Annotated in this window: 22 protein-coding genes; 10 read left to right on the top strand and 12 right to left on the bottom strand. The window is 49.3% G+C overall.

What is annotated here, in order from left to right; translation table 11 throughout:
• Positions 1 to 64: 64 nt before the first annotated feature.
• From BLP55_RS02535 to BLP55_RS02520, 4 genes are all read right to left on the bottom strand, one after another.
• Positions 65 to 748 carry a carbonic anhydrase family protein gene (locus tag BLP55_RS02535; RefSeq protein WP_091140764.1) on the bottom strand — a complete coding sequence of 228 codons (684 nt, stop codon included), beginning with the start codon at positions 746 to 748 and terminating at the stop codon, positions 65 to 67.
• Positions 749 to 764: 16 nt separating this feature from the next.
• Positions 765 to 2,402: a SulP family inorganic anion transporter gene (locus tag BLP55_RS02530; protein ID WP_091140763.1), complete on the bottom strand. Its 1,638-nt coding sequence runs from the start codon at positions 2,400 to 2,402 to the stop codon at positions 765 to 767.
• Positions 2,403 to 2,474: 72 nt separating this feature from the next.
• Complete coding sequence (locus BLP55_RS02525; RefSeq protein WP_091140762.1) at positions 2,475 to 2,753, bottom strand: hypothetical protein; 279 nt, start codon at positions 2,751 to 2,753, stop codon at positions 2,475 to 2,477.
• A gap of 80 nt (positions 2,754 to 2,833) precedes the next feature.
• Positions 2,834 to 3,313 (bottom strand): Dps family protein, encoded by a 480-nt coding sequence (locus BLP55_RS02520; protein WP_091140761.1) that lies wholly within the window; start codon positions 3,311 to 3,313, stop codon positions 2,834 to 2,836.
• A gap of 105 nt (positions 3,314 to 3,418) precedes the next feature.
• Between BLP55_RS02520 and BLP55_RS02515 the strand changes: the two genes are divergently transcribed.
• Entirely contained in the window at positions 3,419 to 4,366 is a 948-nt protein-coding gene (locus BLP55_RS02515; RefSeq protein ID WP_091140760.1) for a LysR substrate-binding domain-containing protein, read from the top strand.
• A 44-nt stretch (positions 4,367 to 4,410) separates the two neighbouring features.
• Here the strand turns inward: BLP55_RS02515 and BLP55_RS02510 are convergent, their stop codons facing one another.
• The 5 genes from BLP55_RS02510 to BLP55_RS17250 all read right to left on the bottom strand — a co-directional run bounded on the left by BLP55_RS02510 (position 4,411) and on the right by BLP55_RS17250 (position 6,982).
• A complete protein-coding gene (locus BLP55_RS02510; RefSeq protein ID WP_091140759.1) occupies positions 4,411 to 4,605 on the bottom strand; it encodes a hypothetical protein in 195 nt (64 codons plus the stop codon).
• A gap of 249 nt (positions 4,606 to 4,854) precedes the next feature.
• Positions 4,855 to 5,052 carry a hypothetical protein gene (locus BLP55_RS02505; protein ID WP_091140758.1) on the bottom strand — a complete coding sequence of 66 codons (198 nt, stop codon included), beginning with the start codon at positions 5,050 to 5,052 and terminating at the stop codon, positions 4,855 to 4,857.
• A gap of 149 nt (positions 5,053 to 5,201) precedes the next feature.
• The gene (gene mnmD, locus BLP55_RS02500; RefSeq protein ID WP_091140757.1) at positions 5,202 to 5,879 is read right to left on the bottom strand and encodes a tRNA (5-methylaminomethyl-2-thiouridine)(34)-methyltransferase MnmC2; all 678 of its coding nucleotides are present in this window, start codon (positions 5,877 to 5,879) and stop codon (positions 5,202 to 5,204) included.
• A gap of 9 nt (positions 5,880 to 5,888) precedes the next feature.
• The gene (locus tag BLP55_RS02495; RefSeq protein WP_091140756.1) at positions 5,889 to 6,344 is read right to left on the bottom strand and encodes a hypothetical protein; all 456 of its coding nucleotides are present in this window, start codon (positions 6,342 to 6,344) and stop codon (positions 5,889 to 5,891) included.
• Positions 6,344 to 6,982, bottom strand: a complete 639-nt coding sequence (locus BLP55_RS17250; protein ID WP_244503403.1) for a DUF4920 domain-containing protein — start codon at positions 6,980 to 6,982, stop codon at positions 6,344 to 6,346. Before BLP55_RS17250 ends, BLP55_RS02495 begins: the two co-directional genes overlap by 1 nt.
• Positions 6,983 to 7,243: 261 nt before the next feature.
• On the opposite strand from BLP55_RS17250, the gene BLP55_RS02485 reads away from it, so the two are divergent.
• Positions 7,244 to 8,311, top strand: coding sequence for a branched-chain amino acid aminotransferase (locus tag BLP55_RS02485; protein WP_091140755.1), 1,068 nt, complete (start codon positions 7,244 to 7,246; stop codon positions 8,309 to 8,311).
• A gap of 69 nt (positions 8,312 to 8,380) precedes the next feature.
• On the opposite strand, the gene BLP55_RS02480 is transcribed toward BLP55_RS02485, so the two are convergent.
• A complete protein-coding gene (locus BLP55_RS02480) occupies positions 8,381 to 8,770 on the bottom strand; it encodes a pyrophosphohydrolase domain-containing protein (RefSeq protein WP_091140754.1) in 390 nt (129 codons plus the stop codon).
• 77 nt (positions 8,771 to 8,847) lie between these two features.
• Between BLP55_RS02480 and BLP55_RS02475 the strand changes: the two genes are divergently transcribed.
• A complete protein-coding gene (locus BLP55_RS02475; protein ID WP_091140753.1) occupies positions 8,848 to 9,036 on the top strand; it encodes a hypothetical protein in 189 nt (62 codons plus the stop codon).
• Between the two features lie 40 nt (positions 9,037 to 9,076).
• On the opposite strand, the gene BLP55_RS02470 is transcribed toward BLP55_RS02475, so the two are convergent.
• Positions 9,077 to 11,101: a dipeptidyl-peptidase 3 family protein gene (locus BLP55_RS02470; RefSeq protein WP_091140752.1), complete on the bottom strand. Its 2,025-nt coding sequence runs from the start codon at positions 11,099 to 11,101 to the stop codon at positions 9,077 to 9,079.
• A gap of 126 nt (positions 11,102 to 11,227) precedes the next feature.
• On the opposite strand from BLP55_RS02470, the gene BLP55_RS02465 reads away from it, so the two are divergent.
• The 4 genes from BLP55_RS02465 to BLP55_RS02450 are packed head-to-tail and all read left to right on the top strand — an operon-like array spanning position 11,228 to position 13,787.
• Positions 11,228 to 12,337, top strand: coding sequence for an SRPBCC family protein (locus BLP55_RS02465; RefSeq protein WP_091140751.1), 1,110 nt, complete (start codon positions 11,228 to 11,230; stop codon positions 12,335 to 12,337).
• A 41-nt stretch (positions 12,338 to 12,378) separates the two neighbouring features.
• Complete coding sequence (locus BLP55_RS02460; RefSeq protein ID WP_244503402.1) at positions 12,379 to 12,918, top strand: RNA polymerase sigma factor; 540 nt, start codon at positions 12,379 to 12,381, stop codon at positions 12,916 to 12,918.
• A 30-nt stretch (positions 12,919 to 12,948) separates the two neighbouring features.
• Positions 12,949 to 13,335, top strand: coding sequence for a hypothetical protein (locus BLP55_RS02455; protein ID WP_091140750.1), 387 nt, complete (start codon positions 12,949 to 12,951; stop codon positions 13,333 to 13,335).
• Positions 13,336 to 13,337: 2 nt separating this feature from the next.
• On the top strand, positions 13,338 to 13,787 hold the full coding sequence (locus tag BLP55_RS02450) for a sensor of ECF-type sigma factor (protein ID WP_091140749.1): 450 nt from the start codon (positions 13,338 to 13,340) through the stop codon (positions 13,785 to 13,787).
• Between the two features lie 48 nt (positions 13,788 to 13,835).
• Here BLP55_RS02450 and BLP55_RS02445 read toward each other — a convergent pair whose 3' ends face one another.
• Complete coding sequence (locus BLP55_RS02445; protein ID WP_139149569.1) at positions 13,836 to 14,864, bottom strand: sialidase family protein; 1,029 nt, start codon at positions 14,862 to 14,864, stop codon at positions 13,836 to 13,838.
• A 140-nt stretch (positions 14,865 to 15,004) separates the two neighbouring features.
• On the opposite strand from BLP55_RS02445, the gene BLP55_RS02440 reads away from it, so the two are divergent.
• The 3 genes from BLP55_RS02440 to BLP55_RS02430 all read left to right on the top strand — a co-directional run bounded on the left by BLP55_RS02440 (position 15,005) and on the right by BLP55_RS02430 (position 19,729).
• The gene (locus BLP55_RS02440; RefSeq protein WP_091140748.1) at positions 15,005 to 16,327 is read left to right on the top strand and encodes a hypothetical protein; all 1,323 of its coding nucleotides are present in this window, start codon (positions 15,005 to 15,007) and stop codon (positions 16,325 to 16,327) included.
• Between the two features lie 132 nt (positions 16,328 to 16,459).
• Positions 16,460 to 18,418 carry a KUP/HAK/KT family potassium transporter gene (locus BLP55_RS02435; protein ID WP_170826773.1) on the top strand — a complete coding sequence of 653 codons (1,959 nt, stop codon included), beginning with the start codon at positions 16,460 to 16,462 and terminating at the stop codon, positions 18,416 to 18,418.
• Positions 18,419 to 18,514: 96 nt separating this feature from the next.
• A complete protein-coding gene (locus BLP55_RS02430; RefSeq protein ID WP_091140746.1) occupies positions 18,515 to 19,729 on the top strand; it encodes an RsmB/NOP family class I SAM-dependent RNA methyltransferase in 1,215 nt (404 codons plus the stop codon).
• The last annotated feature ends 6 nt before the right edge of the window (positions 19,730 to 19,735 follow it).

Genomic DNA, 19,735 nt, shown 5'->3' with positions numbered 1-19,735 from the left:
TCGATTCGTTAAAAAAACCACCGGCCTTGTAAAGACGGGTGGTTTTGTATTTGACATTGGTTTCTTAGTGTCGGAGTTTGGCCAGCGAAAAATCGACGCTTTCGGCATCGTTGATGTACAACGCGTCGTCGTAAAACGTCACCTCGCCGGTTTCGATGTTGTGCATGGCCCCGACAATTCCGATCGAGCCATTTTCAATCATCTGCTCAAGGATAAAGCTGCGCTCGATAACACTGTTCACGCTGCGTTTCACATTGATTTCAGACACATTCTCGACAAACGTCGGGTTCGAAGCCGAACGATTCTCCTTGGTGGCTTTCTCTTCGTAAACCGCGGGTTGTATCTTCGAAAGTAATTCGGTCAGGTTGCCCATTTCTACGTGATCGCACGCGCCCTTGACAGCACCGCACTTGGAGTGTCCGAGTACGACGATCAGTTTGGAACCCGCCACTTTACAGGCAAACTCCATGCTGCCCAAAATATCGGTGTTGACAATGTTCCCCGCAATACGCGCCGAGAAAACATCGCCAAGTCCTTGGTCGAAAATCAATTCGGCCGACGTACGGCTGTCGATGCAACTCAGGATGATCGCAAAAGGCCATTGCCCGTCGCGCGTGTCGTTGACCTGCTTGAGCAAATCGCGGTTTTCCTGAAGGTTGCTTACAAAACGTTTGTTTCCGGCCTTCAACAATTCCAAGGCCGTTCTTGGGGTAATGGATGCTTGTAGTTCTTTATTGAGTGTTTTCATTGATGCTATGGTCTATTTATTCAGTGATTTCGCCCACTTTCTTGGGCTTCTTTTGACCGTCGGTGTGCTCAAACGTTACCTTGTTGAGCGGATCTTCGGTATTCTCGAGTTCGTAGGCTTTCTTGAACCCTTTGAGTTTGAGTTTGATGTTCTCTTCCTTGGCGCGTGTGGCCTTGAACTCGCGGATCAAATCCAGGATGTCGTGCGCAATGTACACCGTATCGCTTGCGTTGATGATCACTTTCGAATTCTCGGGCAAATCGTTGAGCGTGTTCTTGATCGCGGCTTTGTTCAGAAACGATACCTCTTGCGCCAAGTCGATGTGGATGACATCGCCATCGGCGTACTGTTCCCTGCGGAAATTGTAGGCACGTTTGAGGTTGCCCTTCAAGACAAAGATGATGCTGATTGCGATACCCAATGCCACGCCTTTGAGCAAATCGGTGAATACCACGCCAATCACCGTCGCGATGAACGGAATAAACTGGTATTTTCCTTTTTCCCAAAAATGTTTGACGGTAGATGGCTTGGCCAGTTTGTAACCCACCATCAACAATACGGCTGCCAACGTCGCAAGCGGAATTTTATTGAGTAAAACCGGTATCGTGATCGCACAAAGCGCCAACAATGCACCGTGGATGATGGTCGACATCTTCGATTTTGCGCCGGCATTGTTGTTGGCCGACGTCCGTACGACCACCGAAGTCATCGGCAATCCGCCCAGCAAACTGGCCACAATGTTACCGATGCCTTGCGCCTTGAGTTCTACATTGGTATTCGTATAGCGTTTTTGCGCGTCCATGCGGTCGGCGGCCTCGATACACAAAAGCGTCTCAATCGATGCCACAATGGCGATCGTTGCGCCCAACACCCAAACCTTGCTGTTGTAGATGGCCGACAAATCCGGTGCGGCAAGAATGGCCGTGAACTCGTCAAAGCTTTTCGGGACAGGTAGGTTCACCAAATGTTGTTGCCCAATGGCCAGCGACGAACCGCTCGATATAAAAACTTCGTTGAGCACAACACCCAAGATTACGGCGACAAGCGCCCCCGGTACAAGCTTAAGTTTTTTGAGCGCAGGGACTCGGTCCCACGAAATCAGGATGGCAAGCGACACCAACGTCACCACGATCGACCCCATTTGCACGTAATCGAACGCGCTAAGCAGCGTAGAAAGTGAGTTACCGCCGTCCTGTTGCATAAAGGCTTGGTCGCCTTCGAAATCGGCGTCATAGCCCACGGCATGCGGCAATTGCTTTAAGATGATGATGATCCCGATACCGGCCAGCATCCCCTCTATCACATTGGTTGGGAAATAATTCGAGATACTGCCCGCCTTCAAGAACCCCAACGCCAACTGTATGGCGCCTGCGATCAAACCGGCGGTCAACACCGCTTCGAACGCGCCCAAGTCGGTGAGTCCTGTGAGCATAATCGCCGTCAAACCGGCAGCAGGCCCCGACACGCTAAGATGCGAAGTACTGAGATAGCCTACGACGATACCGCCAACGATACCTGTAATAATTCCCGAAAATAATGGTGCGCCCGAAGCCATCGCAATACCTAAACACAACGGCAACGCCACCAAGAAAACCACCAAGCCCGAAGCAAAATCGGTTTTGAGGTTGGCAAAAAGATTGATTTTTTTTGTCATGATACCTTACTAAAGTTGAATACGAATGTGTGCCGCAAGCGGCATCAGGCCTTGAAAAAAGGCCACAATGTACTAAACTTGTTCGGGAGGCGGTATCAGGATCCTACCCGAAACATTGTCGTGTTTCGATAGGTTTTCAGAATGGATAAGGCCCGAAGAAAGGCCTGCAAGGTTAATGAATTCGAAGCTCGCGATCTTGAGTTCGGCCTTGACGTCTTTGTGCGTCAATTCTTCTTCAGACATGCTGTAGAAAATAGACGTATCGCAACTTTTCTCGATCATGCTCACCACGGTGGGCGTCGCGAGAAAGGCAACGAAAACGAACAGTAATATCTTGGCGACAAATTTCATTGTCACAAAAATAAGCGTTAACCCTACATTTCAAAAGCGCTTGCGGAAATTTATACAAAAATTAACACCCGGGCCGATGCTTACAGCGACTCTTCGAGCCAAGCGTTCATCATCCAAATGGTTTTTTCTTGTTCGGCGATAAAGTCGCCTACCATCGAATTGGTACCTTCGTCGTCGATGGCGCCCGAATCGGCCAAAATCTGACGCTCTATAGGCAACAGCGCGGTCAGCGACTCGACAATGAGTCGTACGGCCTGCTCGTCTTTCGAGATGTTTTTGCCGATCTTGATCTGGTTGTGTTCCAGATAGTCTTCGAAGGTGTGGAGCGGCTTGCCACCGATGGTCAGGATACGTTCGGCGATGAGATCGATCTTGAGTTGCGCATCGTTGTACAATTCCTCGAACTTGACGTGCAATTCAAAAAAGCGCTTGCCACGGATGTTCCAATGGATGCCACGCAGGTTTTGATAATAGACCTGGAAATTTGACAAAAGTGTGTTGAGTTGGGCTACGATGGCCTCCGATTCTTTGACCGGAAGCCCTAAAATATTGGTTTTCATGGTGTTGGTTTATGTGTTTTAATCATCTTAAAATTACGAATTTTTGACCGAATTACCATAGCAAAAACTTATAGATTTACTAATTTTACACAAAAACTACCTATAATGACCATCACCCAATTGCAATACGTCCTGGCCGTGGCCGAACACAAAAATTTTACGCTGGCCGCAGAAAAATGCTTTGTCACGCAGCCCACGCTGAGCATGCAAATCCAAAAGATCGAAGACGAACTCAACGTGTTGATTTTCGACCGCAGCAAAAAACCAATCCAACTCACCGACATCGGCCAAAAAATAGTCAACCAGGCCAAGAACATTGTCAACGAAGCCGACCGCATCAAGGACATCGTCGAACAGCAAAAAGGCTACATAGGCGGCGAATTCAAGCTCGGCATCATCCCAACGGTCATGCCTACATTGTTGCCGATGTTTTTGAACAATTTCATCAAAAAATATCCGAAGGTCAAGCTCATCATCGAAGAACTCAACACCGACGAAATCATCACGCGGCTCAAGAACGGACACCTCGATGCCGCGATTGCCGCGACGCCGTTGCTCGAAGAAAAAATCAAGGAAGTAGTGCTTTATTACGAACCGTTTGTGGCGTACATTCCCGAAGGCCATGCCAGTTTTGGCAAGACTGAAATCGCCGTGGCCGACCTCAATGTAGACGAAATCCTTTTGCTCCAGGACGGGCATTGTTTCAGGGACGGCATCCTGAACCTTTGCCGTACGGCCGGAAAGTCCGATGCCAATGCGTTCCGTATCGAGAGCGGGAGTTTCGAGACTTTGATCAAATTGGCCGACGAAGGGCTCGGCACAACGCTGCTCCCCTATTTGCATACGCTCGAACTCAAGGAAAAAGACCGCGCCAAGCTGCGCCATTTTGCCGAGCCCAAACCTGCGCGCGAAGTGAGCCTCATTTTCCCGAAAACCGAACTCAAGATCCACATCATCGATGCATTGCGCCAAACGATCACGGGCGTGGTCAGGGGCGCCATCGCGTTCCAGAATGTCGAGATTATCAGCCCGCTGGCCAAAAACAAGGCATAAAAAAAAGGAGCGCTCGTGCTCCTTTTTTTCGGTTCATCAACCGTCTAGCCGACGATGTTGATGTAAGGCTGTAGTTCTGGCTTTTCGTTCGTGAAGTTGACAAGCCATTTTTTGAGTTGTTCCAATTCGTAAGGCAACAGGTTCTTTAACGCTTTACGCAGTTCCTTACAGAACAGTACCGGATCGAAACTCACGCGCTCCAGTACCGATTTCGTATAATCGTAAATCATTCTTGGCATAGTGTTAAGATTTAGGGGTTATCTTAGTAAGAACGTTTGGTAAATGTATCACAAAATAACTGTACGAACAAAACTTTTCGACGATAAAAAGCAAAAAAAATCGTTGAAATACACTTTTTATTAATATTTTAAAGTATAAACTTACAAGTTATAACGATTGCGAAACAATCAAAATGACAAAATCCCATGACAAAGCACGGGATCATTTCGATAGACAATAAAAAAGGGACCGTTTAAGTCCCTTTAGTTTTATTTGTTAATGTAAATCAAGCATTGCCTTAGTTCGGGTTTCTCGACCGTGAAATTGAGCAGCCATTCGGTAAGTTGTTCGACTTCATAAGGCAATAAAATCTTCAGCGCTTTTTCCAATTCCTTGCAGAACAGGTTCGGATCGAAACTCACCCTTTCAAGGATCGTTTTGGTGTACGCAAACATGGTTCTTTTCATGGATAATAGTTTTCGTAAAATTGGTTCTTTCAAATGTAGCCAAAAATAAAATCGGAATTACAAAAGAAACGTTAATTGGCAAACGCGGATGCCACAACGCAACAGATGTTAATTTTCACGAAACGCCCGTCGGTTTCGGAACCATGGTGCTAGCGCCCTTTTGTCGCCCGGAACATTTCGCGTTTGCCCGGCGGCCCGGCCAGCTTCTCGACCGTAAAGCCTGCGGCCATCATGTTCCTTTTGATGACGCCGCGTGCCGCATAAGTAACCAAAATACCGCCTGGCTTGAGCGCCGCAAACATCTTTTCGAAAATCTCCTGCGACCACAGCTCGGGTTGCACACGGTACCCGAACGCATCGAAATAGACCAAATCGAAACGCTGGTTGTCGTTTATTTCGTGAAAAAACTGTTTTCGTTTGGTGAGTGTAAAATTTGTACCGTCCGAAGTTTCGAATACAACCGGTACTTCCCAAGGATGCTGGTGCATCTGCGCAAAAACCTGCATTTGATCGTCGGCCTTCAGCTGTTCGGGATAATTCATCAGCAACACCTCATCGGCCGCTACGGGATAGGCCTCTACCCCTACATACTCGATCGGTTGTTTCTTTTGCCGACTCTCGAGAAACGTGATGAACGCATTGAGTCCCGTTCCAAAGCCGATCTCCAAAATAGCGACAGGCTTTGCTTCAAATAACGACAGCCCGTTCCGGATAAACACATGCTGCGCCTCCTGGATCGCGCCGTGTTTGGAATGGTACGATTCGTCCCAGTCGGGCAAATGGATCGTCGTGGATCCGTCCGAAGTCTTCAGGATTTCCCTCCTCAATATAAAAGTTTAATTGATGTACAGCTTCTTGATCCTTGGGATCGGTCCCGCGCATTTCACCTGATGGCACGACAAACAGGCATCCACGCCTTTGTTGAAATGCGTCTTGGCGTTTGCCGGATCTTTGTAAATCAGTTCCTGCGCGCCGATGAAATTGGCCGCCTGTTCCTTGAAAAAGGCATCGTTTTCGGCCTGGTCGGTCATGACCGCCTGGTGGATCTTTAAAAAATGATTCGGGAACGACCCGATCGTATCGCCCTGTTCGATGCGCGCCTTGAGCCGTTGGTTGTCGACGTACATTTGTTCCATCAAAAGCGACATCTCCGACATTTCATACATCTCGAATTTCTTGCCTGTCGAAGCCGTGTCCTTGACGCAAGCCTCGGCCGCCTCGGTCTTCTCGGCTTTCTTGGATTGGCATGCCACGGCCAGAACCGCGATCGCAACGCACAGTAGGCTCCGCATTATTCCTGGATCAACACCCCGTCGGCCTGGAAGGCATAGGTGATTTTGGGCTGGGTGATTTTGTCGATCTCCTCCTGCGATTTGCCGCCGTCCTTGGCGTAATGCTTGAGCTCATCTACCGAAATCACGTCGAGAAACGCCTTGCCGCTTACCACGGCATCGGAATTGTCGGCATTGAGCGGAACAAAAAAGCCATAGTCCTTAAAGCGGATGAACGACTCTTTGTTGTCGGCCAAATCCATTTTCATCCAGCATCCTTTCTTTTTGCATACCGACATGATCTTCGATTTGAACTTCACGTCTATCGTATCGCCTTTTTTGAGCGATGCATATTTTTGCGTCATTTGCTCCTTGCTGAGCGCCTTGTCGGCCGTTATTTTGCTTCCGAACGCGGCATACTTGAGCGCGGGTTTGGCGGCTTCGGTTTTCGCGGCAGGTTCGGTTTTGGTTTCGGCGACAACGGTCGCTTCTGTTGCTACGGGCACCGCCTCGATCTGATGGGCCGCTACGGTATCTTTAATGGCGATCGAATCGACGGGTGTTTCGACCTTGGTTTCGTCGACCTTCACTTCCTCTGATTCTTTCTTGCACGCGGCCAGCACCAACAGGCTGCAACCCAATACCATTATTTTTTTCATCGGTTTGATTTTTACGGTTTAGAACAGTCGCAAAAATAGCGCGTTTTTTCAAACTACTATACACTTTCTTACAAATTATTGCGATTTCGGTAAGATTTGGCGGCGCCCGAAAAGAATAACCCAAAACAAAAAATAAATGCGGCGCAACGGCCAAAAATTCGCCGATTTTTTTATTATTTTAGCCCGAAGATCAAGCTGTGATTATTTTTATTTTAACCAATTGATTGTCAGTAATTTAAAAACCAGTAATTTGTCCAATTTATGAGTGTAAAGACCACCAACGAAATCGATATCGTAAAAGTTGCCCAATCCAAGATCGCCTCGGTCGATTTTGACAACCTCGCGTTCGGCGCGACTTTTACCGACCATATGTTCGTATGTGACTTTCGCGAAGGCAAATGGCATAAGCCGCAAATCAAGCCTTACGAGCCTTTCCTGCTCGATCCGTCGGCCAAGGTGTTCCACTACGGGCAGGCCATTTTCGAAGGCATGAAGGCCTACAAGGACGAAGCCGGCGACGTGTGGCTGTTTCGTCCCGACCAAAACCTCGACCGTTTGAACAAATCGGCCGTCAGGATGGCGATGCCCGAAATCCCTGAGGATATTTTCATGAGCGGCTTACACCAACTCATCGACCTCGAACGCGAATGGGTCAAGTTCGGTTTGGGCAATACCTTGTATATTCGTCCGTTCATGATTGCGATAGGGAGCGGTGTCGTGGCGGCGCCGTCGACCCAATTCAGGTTCATGATCATCCTATCGCCTGCCAAGGCTTATTATTCGGGCGAAGTAAAAGTGCTGATTGCCGAACATTACAGCCGTGCGGCCAACGGCGGTATCGGTGCGGCCAAGGCGGCGGGCAACTATTCTGCGCAATTTTACCCGACCAAACTCGCCAACGAAAAAGGATTCCAGCAAGTGATCTGGACCGACGACGCCACGCACACCAAGCTCGAGGAAGCCGGAACGATGAACGTTTTTTTCCGCATCAACGATACGTTGCTCACTGCGCCTACCAGCGAACGCATCCTCGACGGGGTCACGCGCAAGAGTTTGATCGCGTTGGCCAAGCGCGAAGGCATCAAGGTCGAAGAACGTTCGGTTTTGGTTTCGGAACTGATCGAAGGTATGAAAGATGGCAGTCTCAAGGAAATCTTTGGCGCGGGCACTGCTGCGGTGGTAAATCCTATCGTCGGGTTTTCGTACCAGGACACCTATTATGAGTTGCCAAAAATGGCCGATTCATTTGCTTTGCAACTCAAAGACAAACTGACCAAGATACAATACAAATTGGCCGAAGATACGTTTGGCTGGACAGTGAAGATTTAATTAATAATTGTCACGTACCACATAAAAACAGAAAAGCCGAACATGAACGTTCGGCTTTTTCATTATTAATTATACATTGCTAATTATCTTCGAAAAGTCGGGTTTGAAATAATTAGGCCCTTTCATCACCTTGCCGTCCTCGCGGTAAATGGGTTTGCCGTCCTCGCCCAATTTGCTCATGTTCGAACGTTGGATTTCGTCGAACACGTCTTCTATGATGTGCTGCAGCCCGTGTTCGATAATGGTCCCGCACAAAATGTACATCATGTCGCCCAACGCATCGGCCACCTCTACAAGGTCGTTGTTTTGCACCGCTTCGAGGTATTCCTCGTTTTCCTCCTTCATCAAATTGTAGCGCAGCATGTTCTTGCTTTCGCCCAGATCGCCTTTTGGCGACTCGCTCACCCCCAGCCCGAATGCCGTATGGAATTCCTTGACCGAACCGATTTGTTTTTGCATAATGTCGATGTTTTATCCGTCGCAAAGTAGCCGAATTTCCTACGCGAATGTGTAACTTTGTGCAAATTTTATACACAATGTTTACACAGGGACAATTGATTTTCGCCGGACTTTTCCTCTTGGTTTTCATCGGGGCCAGCATCTATGTTTACCGCAAGGATGCCGGTTTGCACCAACGGTTCTACAAAGGAAGTTGGCAGGTTTTGATCGGGTTCCTGATTTTCATCGCCCTGTTGTTCGTGATCAAATTCACGATGAAACGATAAAAAAAACCGCAACTTTCGTCGCGGTTCTGGTATTTTCCTTTTAGTTTTCGTCGGGCAGGAAGTTGTAATTTTTGGAATAGTACAACATCTGTTCGGCAAAGGTCTTGGGCTGGGTCACGGCAATCGATACGATTTTGCCGTTCTCGACTTTCGGCACCAGCACCGGGTTGACAAAACCGCTGTAAGGCGGCGACTTGAATTGTTCGTTGCGCTTGAGCACTTCGGCGTGCAATTTCTGGTCGACCTTCACACCATAGTTTTCAACGAGCGCCTTGGCGGCCTTGAAATCGCCTTCCGATTTGATGCGTTGGGTTTCCTTGAGCAAATCGCCGAACAACGCGCGCAGTTTTTCATAATTGGTGATGTTGTAATAGGTTTTGCCGTCGCGCGTGAGTTTCTCGATCACGTTTTCCTTTTGTCCTTTCTCGAACACCCACGCACTTACCCATTGGCGGTTGCGCATGTGCGCTTCCTCTATGTTAGCGCCCGGTTCGATGCGGATGAGCTGGGTCATGAGCCCGTTGCGGATGTAGTCGTTGTAGGCGGCCATTCCGGTCTTTTTCCAATCTTCTACCAACCCGAGTTCTTGCAGTTTCGGATCGTACAAATAATACAAGCCTACCAAATCGGCGCGACCTTCCTCGAGCGTCGAAGCATAACCTTTGAGCGTTTCCTTAGGTGTCCCAACGCCTTTGTTGATCTTGCCCGATGCATGCCCTACCACTTCATGCAAGGCCGTATGCAATTTATCGGCGAGTTCGCCATACTTGACATCGAGGTCGATTTCTTCCTGATCGTTCGCAAATTCCTTGAGCTTGCTCGTGCCCCCCACGTTGTTGTAGGAATCGACGATATTGCCCAGCGAAACCGATTTGGAACCGTAATCCGATCGAATCCAGTCGGCATTCGGCAAATTGACCCCAATAGGCGTGCTCGGCGACGAATCGCCCGACTCGCCCGCGACGATGACCGTTTTATACGATACGCCCACCACGTCCTTGCGTTTGTGTTCGGGTTGCAAAGGCGAATGGTCTTCGAACCATTGCGCTTCGTGTGAAATCTTTTCCATCTTGGCCGACATGTCGAAGTCCTTGATCTGTACCACACTTTCATACGAACCACGGTACCCAATCGGGTCGTTGTAAACTTCCACAAATCCTTGGATGTAGTCGATGTTGCCCTCGGTGGCCTGCAACCACGCAATGTTGTAATCGTCCCAGGTCTTTAGGTCGCCTGTCTTATAATATTGGATCAACAGCGCGAGCGCATCGGCTTGCTTTTTGTTTTCGGCCACGCCCTTGGCTTTTTCGAGCCAATACACGATTTTATCGATGGCCGCACCATACATGCCGCCGCTTTTCCAGACTTTCTCCTCGAGCTGCCCCGAGGCGTTGCGCACAAGTTTGGAGTTCAACCCAAACGAAACCGGTTGTTCGGGATTCGGACTGTGTTTGGCTTTGTAAAATGCTTCGGCTTCGGCGTCGGTGATGCCTTTGTCGTAAAAATTGACGGCCGATCCCGCGATGAGTCCTTTCGATTCGTCGAGGTTTACTTTCTTGGCGTCTACATCGTTGAACAAGACTTCGACAATTTCTGGCGCAAGTGTTGTCTTTGTATCGGCCAAAAGCTGCTTGAAATAAGCGATGTCGAATCCGGGTTTAATTTTATCCGAAGAATAGTGGTGGTGGATGCCGTTCGAAAACCACACCCTTTTGACGTAAATCTCGAACTGTTTCCAGTTTTCGGATGATTTGTCGCCGCCATAAGTGGTGTAAATTTGCTCGAGCGCCCTGCGGATCTTGAGGTTGTGTTTGTAATTCTGATCCCAATGGATGTCGCGGCCCGCCATTCCTGCCTGGGTGAGGTAGTACACCAATTCCTGCTCCTTGAGCGTGAGATTTTCCCAGCCCGCGATTTGGTAGCGCAACACCTGGATGTCGGCAAACTCTTCTACCTTGTATTCAAATTTTTCGGCTGTTTTGGTTTCGGTTGTCGCTTCCTTTTTACTGCACGAGGCCAGCACGGCCGCCGAAAGCGCAATTCCGGTCAAAGTTTTAAGATTCATTGTTCCTGCATTTGGTTGAATGACAAATATAACAATCTCGACCCTAAAATTCTGGAATTTGCCACAAAGATTGTATAAGCAACCTACCGATTTAATGCGTAACTTTACTGCACCAAATGAATTGGCATGAGAATCCTTAAGTACATTTTCTTGTTGCTTTTGCTCGGCTTTTTTGCGTTATCGGTATTTGTAGCCACGCAAAAAGGCGATTTTGAAGTCGAACGCAGCATGATCATCAAATCACCAAGAACCACTGTCTTCAACTACGTAAACGACTTGCGCAACTGGGAAAATTTCGGTTCCTGGAAAGTCGACGATCCCGATATGCAGTTCACCTACCCGCAACACACCGTGGGCAAAGGCGGCTCGTATGCTTGGGTGGGCAAGGACGGCAGCGGCAAGGTGGTCACGACAGAGGTGGCCGACAACACGAGCATCCGTCAAAAAATGACGCATAGCGGCACCGTTTCGGAGGTGTACTGGACGTTCAAGGACACCACGGGCGGCACCAAAGTCACTTGGCGATCCAAGGGCCACATGGGATTTGGGTTTAAAGTGTACAGCGCGTTCAACGGCGGCGTAGACCAAGTGATCGGGACGATGTACGAGCGCAGTTTGGCCAATTTGAACAAGTCGGTCAATTATGAACTCAATACGTTCGACATCAAAGTCGATGGCGTGGTGAACAAGACATCGGCTTTTTATTTGTCGAAACGCATCACCAGCAAAATAGTCAACGTACCAAAGAACATCCGCATCCTGTTGCCGCAGCTCATCCATTTTTTCAAGAAAAACAAGATGACGATCTACGGCAAACCGTTTGTCATTTACCATACGTACGACCGCGCCAAAGGCATCACCGATATGTCGGTGTGTATTCCCGTCGACAAACAAATTTTCCTGGGCCAAGACAGCGACCTGATTGCGGGCAAGCTGACGGGCTTTGAAGCGGTCAAAACCACGCTGACGGGCGACTACTCTCACCTGCAACAGGCCTGGGACAAGGGGTTTGCGTACATGGCTGAAAAACACATCGCCCAAAGCGAGACCGGGCCCTATGTAGAATTGTACACCACCCATGTCGAACATGAATTGCATCCGTCCAAATGGGTCACGCAAATTTACATCCCGGTAAAACCCAAAACCGTCGCCGTACCCAAGCCACGGGTATGGAAACCGGTGGAGCCTGCTGTGGTTGAACCTGCCGCCGAAGTGCCATCGCCTGAAGCCGATTAAACCTTTCACATAATCGGTATTCCAAGCCCAAATTTTTTTCTTTGGAAGAAAAGGAATTCATAGCACAACTGCTCGACCCGCGCACACAAAACCAGGCGTTCCAAAAACTGATGGCCCAATACCAAAGGCCGCTGTACAGCCATATCCGCGCGATGGTCATCGACCATGACGATGCCGACGATGTGCTGCAGAATACCTTTGTCAAGGTGTTTCAGCACCTGAAGGGATTCAAAGGCGAAAGCAAGTTGTTTTCCTGGATGTACCGTATAGCCACCAACGAGGCCATCACGCTGTTGAACCAACGCGCCAAACGCGGCAGGATCACCAGCGAAGAGCTCTACAATAAAAAAGTCGACAACCTCAAGGCCGATCAGTATTTCGACGGCAATGAAATCCAACTCAAATTGCAAAATGCCATAGCTACATTGCCAGACAAGCAACGCTTGGTGTTCAACATGAAATATTTCGAGGAAATCAAATACGAGGACATGTCTGAAATCCTGGGCACATCGGTGGGTGCGCTCAAGGCATCCTACCACCACGCGGTAAAAAAAATCGAAGATTACATGAACAAAAATTAAACCCTTTGTAAACCAAAACGTCCAACGGCCATGAAACCATTTAAGCTAGACGAACATCAAATCGATCCAGGATTCAGGATTCCCGAGGGGTATTTTGACGCGTTTCAACAACAAGTCAGTACCAAAATAGCCAAACCAAAAGTCATTCCGCTGTACAGAAAACCGTGGTTCTATGCTACCGCAGCCGCGGTGGTTGTTGGTTTAGGCATCACCTATTTCAATGCGGTTGCCACGCCTACGGTCTCGACATCGGTCGCCATAGAGAATTATCTGGCTGCACAACCGCTGACACAAGATTTGCTCGTCGAATTGCTCGAAACCGAAGACCTCGATCAACTGCAAGCCGAACACCAGTTCGACCAGGAAGTCCTCGAAGAAACCCTATCCCATACAAACATCGAAAACCTAATATACTGACCATGCGATTAACTTATCTACTCCCTATCCTTTTGTTTGGCTTTTCGGCCATCGCCCAAGGCGGGCGTTTTGGCGAAAAACGCGAACAAATCAAGGCGCTTAAGGTAGCGTTCATCACCGAGGAACTCAAGCTTACGCCTACCGAAGCCGAAAAATTCTGGCCGGTGTTCAATGCATTCGAAGCCAAACAAACCGAGCTGCGTCAGGATAAAATGCGGTCGTTCCTCAAACGGTTGGACGAAGCCACGATCGACAAGATGTCCGAAAAAGAAGCCGCATCGTTCCTGAGTCAAATGGAAAGCACCGAAGACGAAATGTACCAAAACCAAAAGAAGTTTGTGGCGAATCTCAAGGGCATCTTACCCGCCGTGAAAATCCTCAAACTCAAAAAGGCAGAGGAAGACTTTAACCGCAAATTGCTCAGGCAATACCGCGAAAAGTTCAAAAAATAATGCTTACTTAGTTAGTTAATGAAGCCGTCACCGCAAGGGGCGGTTTTTTTATTTGAAGGTAAGCCGAACCAATTTGTTCTTACCTGCCGCGATGGCCGTACAGCCGTCGATAAAACGAAGCGTATAAAAATCCCGATCGGTCGAAAGCTGTTTCCAGGTTTGCCCTGCATCGTCCGAAAAATACACGCCGGTTCCGCCCACGCAAACCAACTTCATGCCCTTTGAATCGGGCACATACTGGATACACGATGCATAACCGAACCCAGCGCCGTTGGCCACAAGTTGCCACGTCTTGCCGCCGTCACGGGTCATGGCTTTGTTCTGCGTGTTTTGTTGCTGTTGGTCGTAGTTGCCGCCCGCGACTACGCCGCGCTTTTCGTCGTAAAAATCGGCAGTATAAATGCCCGTCATGGCCTGACCTTGTTCGATGGGCGTCTCGGCAGTCGACCACGTCTTTCCGCGGTCGGGAGAATGGAACACGCGCGCCTTTTTGCCGCCCGATACCATCCAGGCTTGATTTCCGTTGACAACCAGATTGGTGTTGCTCGCCGCAAATGCCGCCTCGCCTTGGGCCAATACGGGCAAATCCTTGCACGATTTTTTTTGCCAGGTGTTGCCGCCGTCCCGGGTGGTCAATATTGAGAAACAACCATCGATGGGATCGCCCATGGCCATACCCTCGAGGTCGTCCCAGAATTGCATACTGTCGTAGAACACATTGGGATGTTGTTCGCTGTAGACCAATGTTTCGGCCATCGTGCTTTTGTCGATCTTGTAAAGCAAGGCGGGGTTGCCGATTTTCAACACGAATACGGCTTTGCTTGTTTGCGCGATGTTGCGGAATTCGATTTTCATCGTATCGAGGAACACCTGCCTTTTGTCACGCGTGCGTTTCTCAAAATCGATTTTTCCAAATCTGCCCTTATCGGCACCATACCATACCGATTTGCCATCTATGGCAATGGCACGGATGCTGATTTTATCTTCAAGCAACGTATCGATATGTATCGTTTGTGCATGCGCAAAAACTGAAAAAAAAGTTAAAAAACACGACAACCACAAAGTACTTTTTTTCATAAAATGCTTGTTTTTCAAGGGCTAAGATACAATATTAACCGTCTGCATCGGCTTGGCCTTGCTGAAATAATATTCCGTTGGCACAGTAATTGGAAAACGCCTGGCAACCGCCAACCAATTACAAATTTAAATCTTAAGTTATGAAAACGATCTTCTCTACCCTGATGGCTTCGCTGCTCGCAACCGCCGCTGTCGCGCAGGACATCACTACCGTCAATGCCACAAGCAGCGAAATAAGCGACAACCTCGATTTGCGTGCTGTAGCCTCTATATTTGGCGATGCCGACAACCTCGAAGATTTCGAGCGCAAACTCAACGACCCCGATCTGCAAATCTCAAACCTTGATTTGAACAACGACAACCAAGTGGATTACCTGCGCGTCATTGAATCGGTGGACCGCGGTACGCACTTGATTATCGTGCAATCGGTACTCGCACGCGACGTTTATCAGGACGTGGCCACCATCGAAGTCGAGCGCGATGCCAACAACAATGTACAGGTACAAGTAGTTGGCGACGTGTACATGTATGGTCCGAACTACATTTACGAGCCGGTCTATGTGCACCGTCCGGTGATTTTCACGACGTTTTGGGTAGGCAACTACCGTCCGTATTGCTCAACATGGTATTGGGGATACTATCCGCGCTACTTTTATGCATGGCATCCTTATCCGGTGTTCCGATACAGACGCAACGTACACGTACACATCAACGTACACCACCATTACAACTATGTGAACGTCCGCCGAAGTGACCGTGCCGTGGCCATGTATAGCACCCGACGTTCAGACGGCTATGCGCGCCAGTACCCGAGCCGTTCGTTTCAGAAACGCCATGACAACGTGGCCAACCGCTACGAACTCGACCAACGCCGAAACACCCGCGATTTGAGTGTCAAGAACGGGTTGATGGCCAGTAACACCAGAAATTCAGCCGTACGGAATAGCGTACGCACCGAAGCCGGCGTTCGGAACAATGGCGCGGTACGCTCGAATACCCGAACCGAAACCACGCCACGTGCGAACGGCGCGACCCGCACACGGGACTACCAAAGCACCAGCGTGCGCAACACGCCGCGCGAAAGCAACACAAGAACGTTCGACCAAGCCACGCGAACCCGTGACAACCAATCGACCCGTGCAACATCGACGCCAAGGGAAAACACCCGGACATTCGACGCGGCTTCGTCTACCCGTACACGCGACAACCAAGCCGTAAGGTCCCAATCATCGACGCCAAGGGAAAACACGAGTACACGCGCCATGTCGACACCAAGACCCACAAGAACTGAGAGCGCACCAACGCGCAGCCAACGCATCGAGTCTGCACCGCGTCCGCAACGTATGGAATCGGCCACGCGTAGCCAAGCGCCCAGCATGGAAAGCCAACGCGCAAGTCGTGGCGAAAACAGGGCCAGCCAAGGCGCCGCACGTTCTGAGCGCAACAGCGATTCACGCCGATAAACGGTTCACCAAGCGTTAAAAAGCACCACACCGATGGTGCTTTTTTTATGCCTCACGGTACAAAAAACACGTCGATGTTTGGGAGATTCCGTATTAATAATCATAACTTTGTATTTTCTTTAACACATTACTATGAGTGCACATCGCGGTTTACACAGTAAATTGACCTTTGCGGGATTGTTGATTACCTTGGGGATTATTTACGGTGACATCGGTACTTCTCCGCTCTATGTAATGAAGGCGATTGTGGGTGCACACCCAATTGACGCCGACATCGTACTCGGTGGCGTTTCCTGTATCCTTTGGACGCTCACACTGCAAACTACCGTCAAATACGTATTGGTCACCTTGAGTGCAGACAACCACGGCGAGGGGGGCATTTTTGCATTGTACGCGTTGGTCAAACGAACGAAAGTGCGGTGGCTGATTGTTCCGGCCGTCATTGGCGGCAGTGCGTTGTTGGCCGACGGCATCATCACGCCTCCTATTTCGGTTTCATCTGCCGTAGAAGGGCTCCGATCGTTTTATCCCGAACTCAATACCGTGCCGATCGTTATCGGAATTTTGTTCGCTTTGTTCTATATCCAACAATTCGGGACCAAACTGGTTGGTAAGTTTTTTGCTCCGATGATGCTCATATGGTTCAGCATGCTCGGCATTTTGGGCGTGCTGCAGATAGTCGACCATCCCGAGGTTTTCAAGGCCATCAACCCCTACTATGCTTATCATTTGCTGTCGATCCATCCCGAGGGATTTTTCGTGCTCGGCGCAGTTTTCCTTTGTACGACGGGCGCCGAAGCGTTGTACTCCGACATGGGGCATTGCGGACGCAAGAACATCCGTATCAGTTGGATCTTTGTCAAATCGACTTTGATTCTGAACTATTTTGGACAAGCGGCCTACTTGATCATGCACGAAGGCGAAACCTTGATGAGCCTGGGCGGCGAGTTCGGAAACCCGTTCTATTTGATCATGGCCAAATGGTTTTATCCGTTCGGTATCGTGATTGCAACCACGGCGGCGGTCATTGCGTCGCAGGCCGTCATCAGCGGTTCGTTTACGATGATCAATGAGGCGATGCGACTCAACTTCTGGCCTAAGGTCAAAATCAAGTACCCGACCGAACTCAAGGGACAACTGTACATCCCGTCGATCAACTGGCTGTTGTTTTTGGGTTGTACGCTCGTGGTTTTGTATTTCCAGGTATCGGCGCGTATGGAAGCCGCCTATGGGTTGGCCATCATCTTGTGTATGATCATGACCACATCGTTGCTCAACTATTACTTCATCATCAAGCGCGTCAATTGGATGCTCATTACCGCCATCATCTTGATTTATGCGGTGATTGAAATTTGCTTCCTGGTGGCCAACATGAAGAAATTCCACGACGGCGGCAACTTTACGATTGCCATCACATCGGTATTGATCATTCTGATGGCAACCTGGTTCCGCGCCAAGAAAATCAGCAAGAGCTACACCAAGATGGTCAAAATCGACGATTACAAAAAGGTATTGGCCGAGCTCAGCGTCGATTTGTCGATCCCCAAATACGCCACACACCTAGTATACATGACCAATGCGAACCGCGCCGACGAAATCGAAGAAAAAGTCATGGTTTCGATACTGCAAAAACGTCCGAAACGCGCCGACATTTACTGGTTTGTGCATGTGAACATCCTCAGCGAGCCTTATAAGACGGAGTACCGCGTAACCGAAATCATCAAGGACGACCTGTTCCGTATCGATTTCAACCTTGGGTTCCGCGAACCGACCAAAATCAATTTGATGTTCAAGGAAGTGTTGCGCGACATGGTAAAAAATGGCGAGGTCGACGTGACGAGCCGCTACGAATCGCTTTCGAAAAACAACATCATAGGCGATTTCAAATTCGTATTGTCGGAAAAATTCCTCTCGAACGACAGCGACATGCGATGGGACGAGAAAATCATCATGAACACCTACTTCATGATCAAAAAATTGAGTTTGTCCGAGGAAAAGGCATTCGGGCTCGACTCGTCGTCGGTCAAGATCGAAAAGTTCCCGATGGTACTGCATCCACCCGAAAAAATTGGGCTTACACGCATCGACTAAAAATCACAAACACTGCCGCGGCGGTGTTTTTTTATGACAAACCGAAACGCAAAACTTTGCGCATTAAATCATACCTTTGCCGCATAATTGACAACAATGAGATTACACCGCAACCTGGTTTACACCACCATAGATTCCCTGCATGCTATTTTTAACGAAGGCGAATATGCCGACAAAGTCGTGGCGCGCGCGCTCAAGAAAGACAAGCGTTGGGGCAGCGCCGATCGCAAATTCGTAGCCGAAACGATCTATGAAATCGTGCGCTGGAAAAGGCTGTACGCCGAAATCGCCAGCGTCAAGGAACCGTACGACCGCGACGATTTGTGGCGCATGTTTGCCGTTTGGGCCGTTTTGCGCGGCTACCCTATTCCCGATTGGCGTCAGCTTGAAGGCACGCCAGAGCGCAAGATCAAAGGACGTTTCGACGAACTGAGCAAGATCCGTGCGGTCAAGGAGTCGATCCCCGATTGGATGGACGAACTGGGCGTGAAGGAATTGGGCGAAAAAGTATGGGCCACCGAAATTGCCGCACAAAACCAGCCCGCCAAAGTCGTGTTACGCGTCAATACGCTCAAAACGACCAGGGAAAAACTGCGCGCCATTTTGATGGACCAGAACATCGAAACCGAATTTCTAAAGGAACAACCCGATGCGCTCGTGCTCAAGGAACGCGCCAACGTATTCCTGACCGATGCTTTCAAACAAGGACTTTTTGAGGTGCAGGATGCCAACTCGCAACTCGTGGCGACCTATCTCGACGTCAAGCCCGGCATGCGCGTGGTGGATACGTGTGCGGGTGCGGGCGGCAAGACCTTGCACATCGCCTCGCTGATGGAAAACAAAGGCCAGCTCATTGCGATGGATTTGTACGAAAGCAAACTCAAGCAATTGAAGTTGCGCGCCAAACGCAATGCCGCGTTCAACATCGAATACCGCATCATCGATTCGACCAAGGTAATCAAGAAATTGCACGAAAAAGCCGATCGCGTGCTCATCGATGCGCCGTGTAGCGGGCTGGGCGTGCTCAAACGCAATCCCGATTCGAAATGGAAGCTCCAACCCGAATTCATCGACAACATTAGAAAAGTACAGGCCGAAGTGCTCGAAAGCTACTCGAAGATCGTCAAACCCGGCGGCAAGCTCGTGTATGCCACTTGTTCGGTGTTGCCGTCTGAAAATCAGGAACAAATTCAACGTTTCTTAACCACCGAAGCGGGGAAAAACTTTACCTTTGTCAAAGAAACCAAGCTGCTTGCCTCGGAGTCCGGCTTTGACGGATTTTACATGGCGCAGCTCGAACGAAAATCTTAACGCTAC

It is taken from the genome of Flavobacterium caeni, from assembly GCF_900101895.1.
In the GTDB taxonomy this organism is placed as follows: domain Bacteria; phylum Bacteroidota; class Bacteroidia; order Flavobacteriales; family Flavobacteriaceae; genus Flavobacterium; species Flavobacterium caeni.
The sequence above is the reverse complement of the archived record's forward strand: the minus strand, read 5'-3'. Positions and strand labels throughout refer to the sequence as shown.

Excerpts from the sequence above, each read along its gene's own strand:
- BLP55_RS02535 (WP_091140764.1), bottom strand. The coding sequence starts at position 748 with ATGAAAACACTCAATAAAGAACTACAAGCATCCATTACCCCAAGAACG.
- BLP55_RS02530 (WP_091140763.1), bottom strand. The coding sequence starts at position 2,402 with ATGACAAAAAAAATCAATCTTTTTGCCAACCTCAAAACCGATTTTGCT.
- BLP55_RS02525 (WP_091140762.1), bottom strand. The coding sequence starts at position 2,753 with ATGAAATTTGTCGCCAAGATATTACTGTTCGTTTTCGTTGCCTTTCTC.
- BLP55_RS02520 (WP_091140761.1), bottom strand. The coding sequence starts at position 3,313 with ATGAAAACCAATATTTTAGGGCTTCCGGTCAAAGAATCGGAGGCCATC.
- BLP55_RS02515 (WP_091140760.1), top strand. The coding sequence starts at position 3,419 with ATGACCATCACCCAATTGCAATACGTCCTGGCCGTGGCCGAACACAAA.
- BLP55_RS02510 (WP_091140759.1), bottom strand. The coding sequence starts at position 4,605 with ATGCCAAGAATGATTTACGATTATACGAAATCGGTACTGGAGCGCGTG.
- BLP55_RS02505 (WP_091140758.1), bottom strand. The coding sequence starts at position 5,052 with ATGAAAAGAACCATGTTTGCGTACACCAAAACGATCCTTGAAAGGGTG.
- BLP55_RS02495 (WP_091140756.1), bottom strand. The coding sequence starts at position 6,344 with ATGCGGAGCCTACTGTGCGTTGCGATCGCGGTTCTGGCCGTGGCATGC.
- BLP55_RS17250 (WP_244503403.1), bottom strand. The coding sequence starts at position 6,982 with ATGAAAAAAATAATGGTATTGGGTTGCAGCCTGTTGGTGCTGGCCGCG.
- BLP55_RS02485 (WP_091140755.1), top strand. The coding sequence starts at position 7,244 with ATGAGTGTAAAGACCACCAACGAAATCGATATCGTAAAAGTTGCCCAA.
- BLP55_RS02480 (WP_091140754.1), bottom strand. The coding sequence starts at position 8,770 with ATGCAAAAACAAATCGGTTCGGTCAAGGAATTCCATACGGCATTCGGG.
- BLP55_RS02475 (WP_091140753.1), top strand. The coding sequence starts at position 8,848 with ATGTTTACACAGGGACAATTGATTTTCGCCGGACTTTTCCTCTTGGTT.
- BLP55_RS02470 (WP_091140752.1), bottom strand. The coding sequence starts at position 11,101 with ATGAATCTTAAAACTTTGACCGGAATTGCGCTTTCGGCGGCCGTGCTG.
- BLP55_RS02465 (WP_091140751.1), top strand. The coding sequence starts at position 11,228 with ATGAGAATCCTTAAGTACATTTTCTTGTTGCTTTTGCTCGGCTTTTTT.
- BLP55_RS02455 (WP_091140750.1), top strand. The coding sequence starts at position 12,949 with ATGAAACCATTTAAGCTAGACGAACATCAAATCGATCCAGGATTCAGG.
- BLP55_RS02450 (WP_091140749.1), top strand. The coding sequence starts at position 13,338 with ATGCGATTAACTTATCTACTCCCTATCCTTTTGTTTGGCTTTTCGGCC.
- BLP55_RS02445 (WP_139149569.1), bottom strand. The coding sequence starts at position 14,864 with ATGAAAAAAAGTACTTTGTGGTTGTCGTGTTTTTTAACTTTTTTTTCA.
- BLP55_RS02440 (WP_091140748.1), top strand. The coding sequence starts at position 15,005 with ATGAAAACGATCTTCTCTACCCTGATGGCTTCGCTGCTCGCAACCGCC.
- BLP55_RS02435 (WP_170826773.1), top strand. The coding sequence starts at position 16,460 with ATGAGTGCACATCGCGGTTTACACAGTAAATTGACCTTTGCGGGATTG.
- BLP55_RS02430 (WP_091140746.1), top strand. The coding sequence starts at position 18,515 with ATGAGATTACACCGCAACCTGGTTTACACCACCATAGATTCCCTGCAT.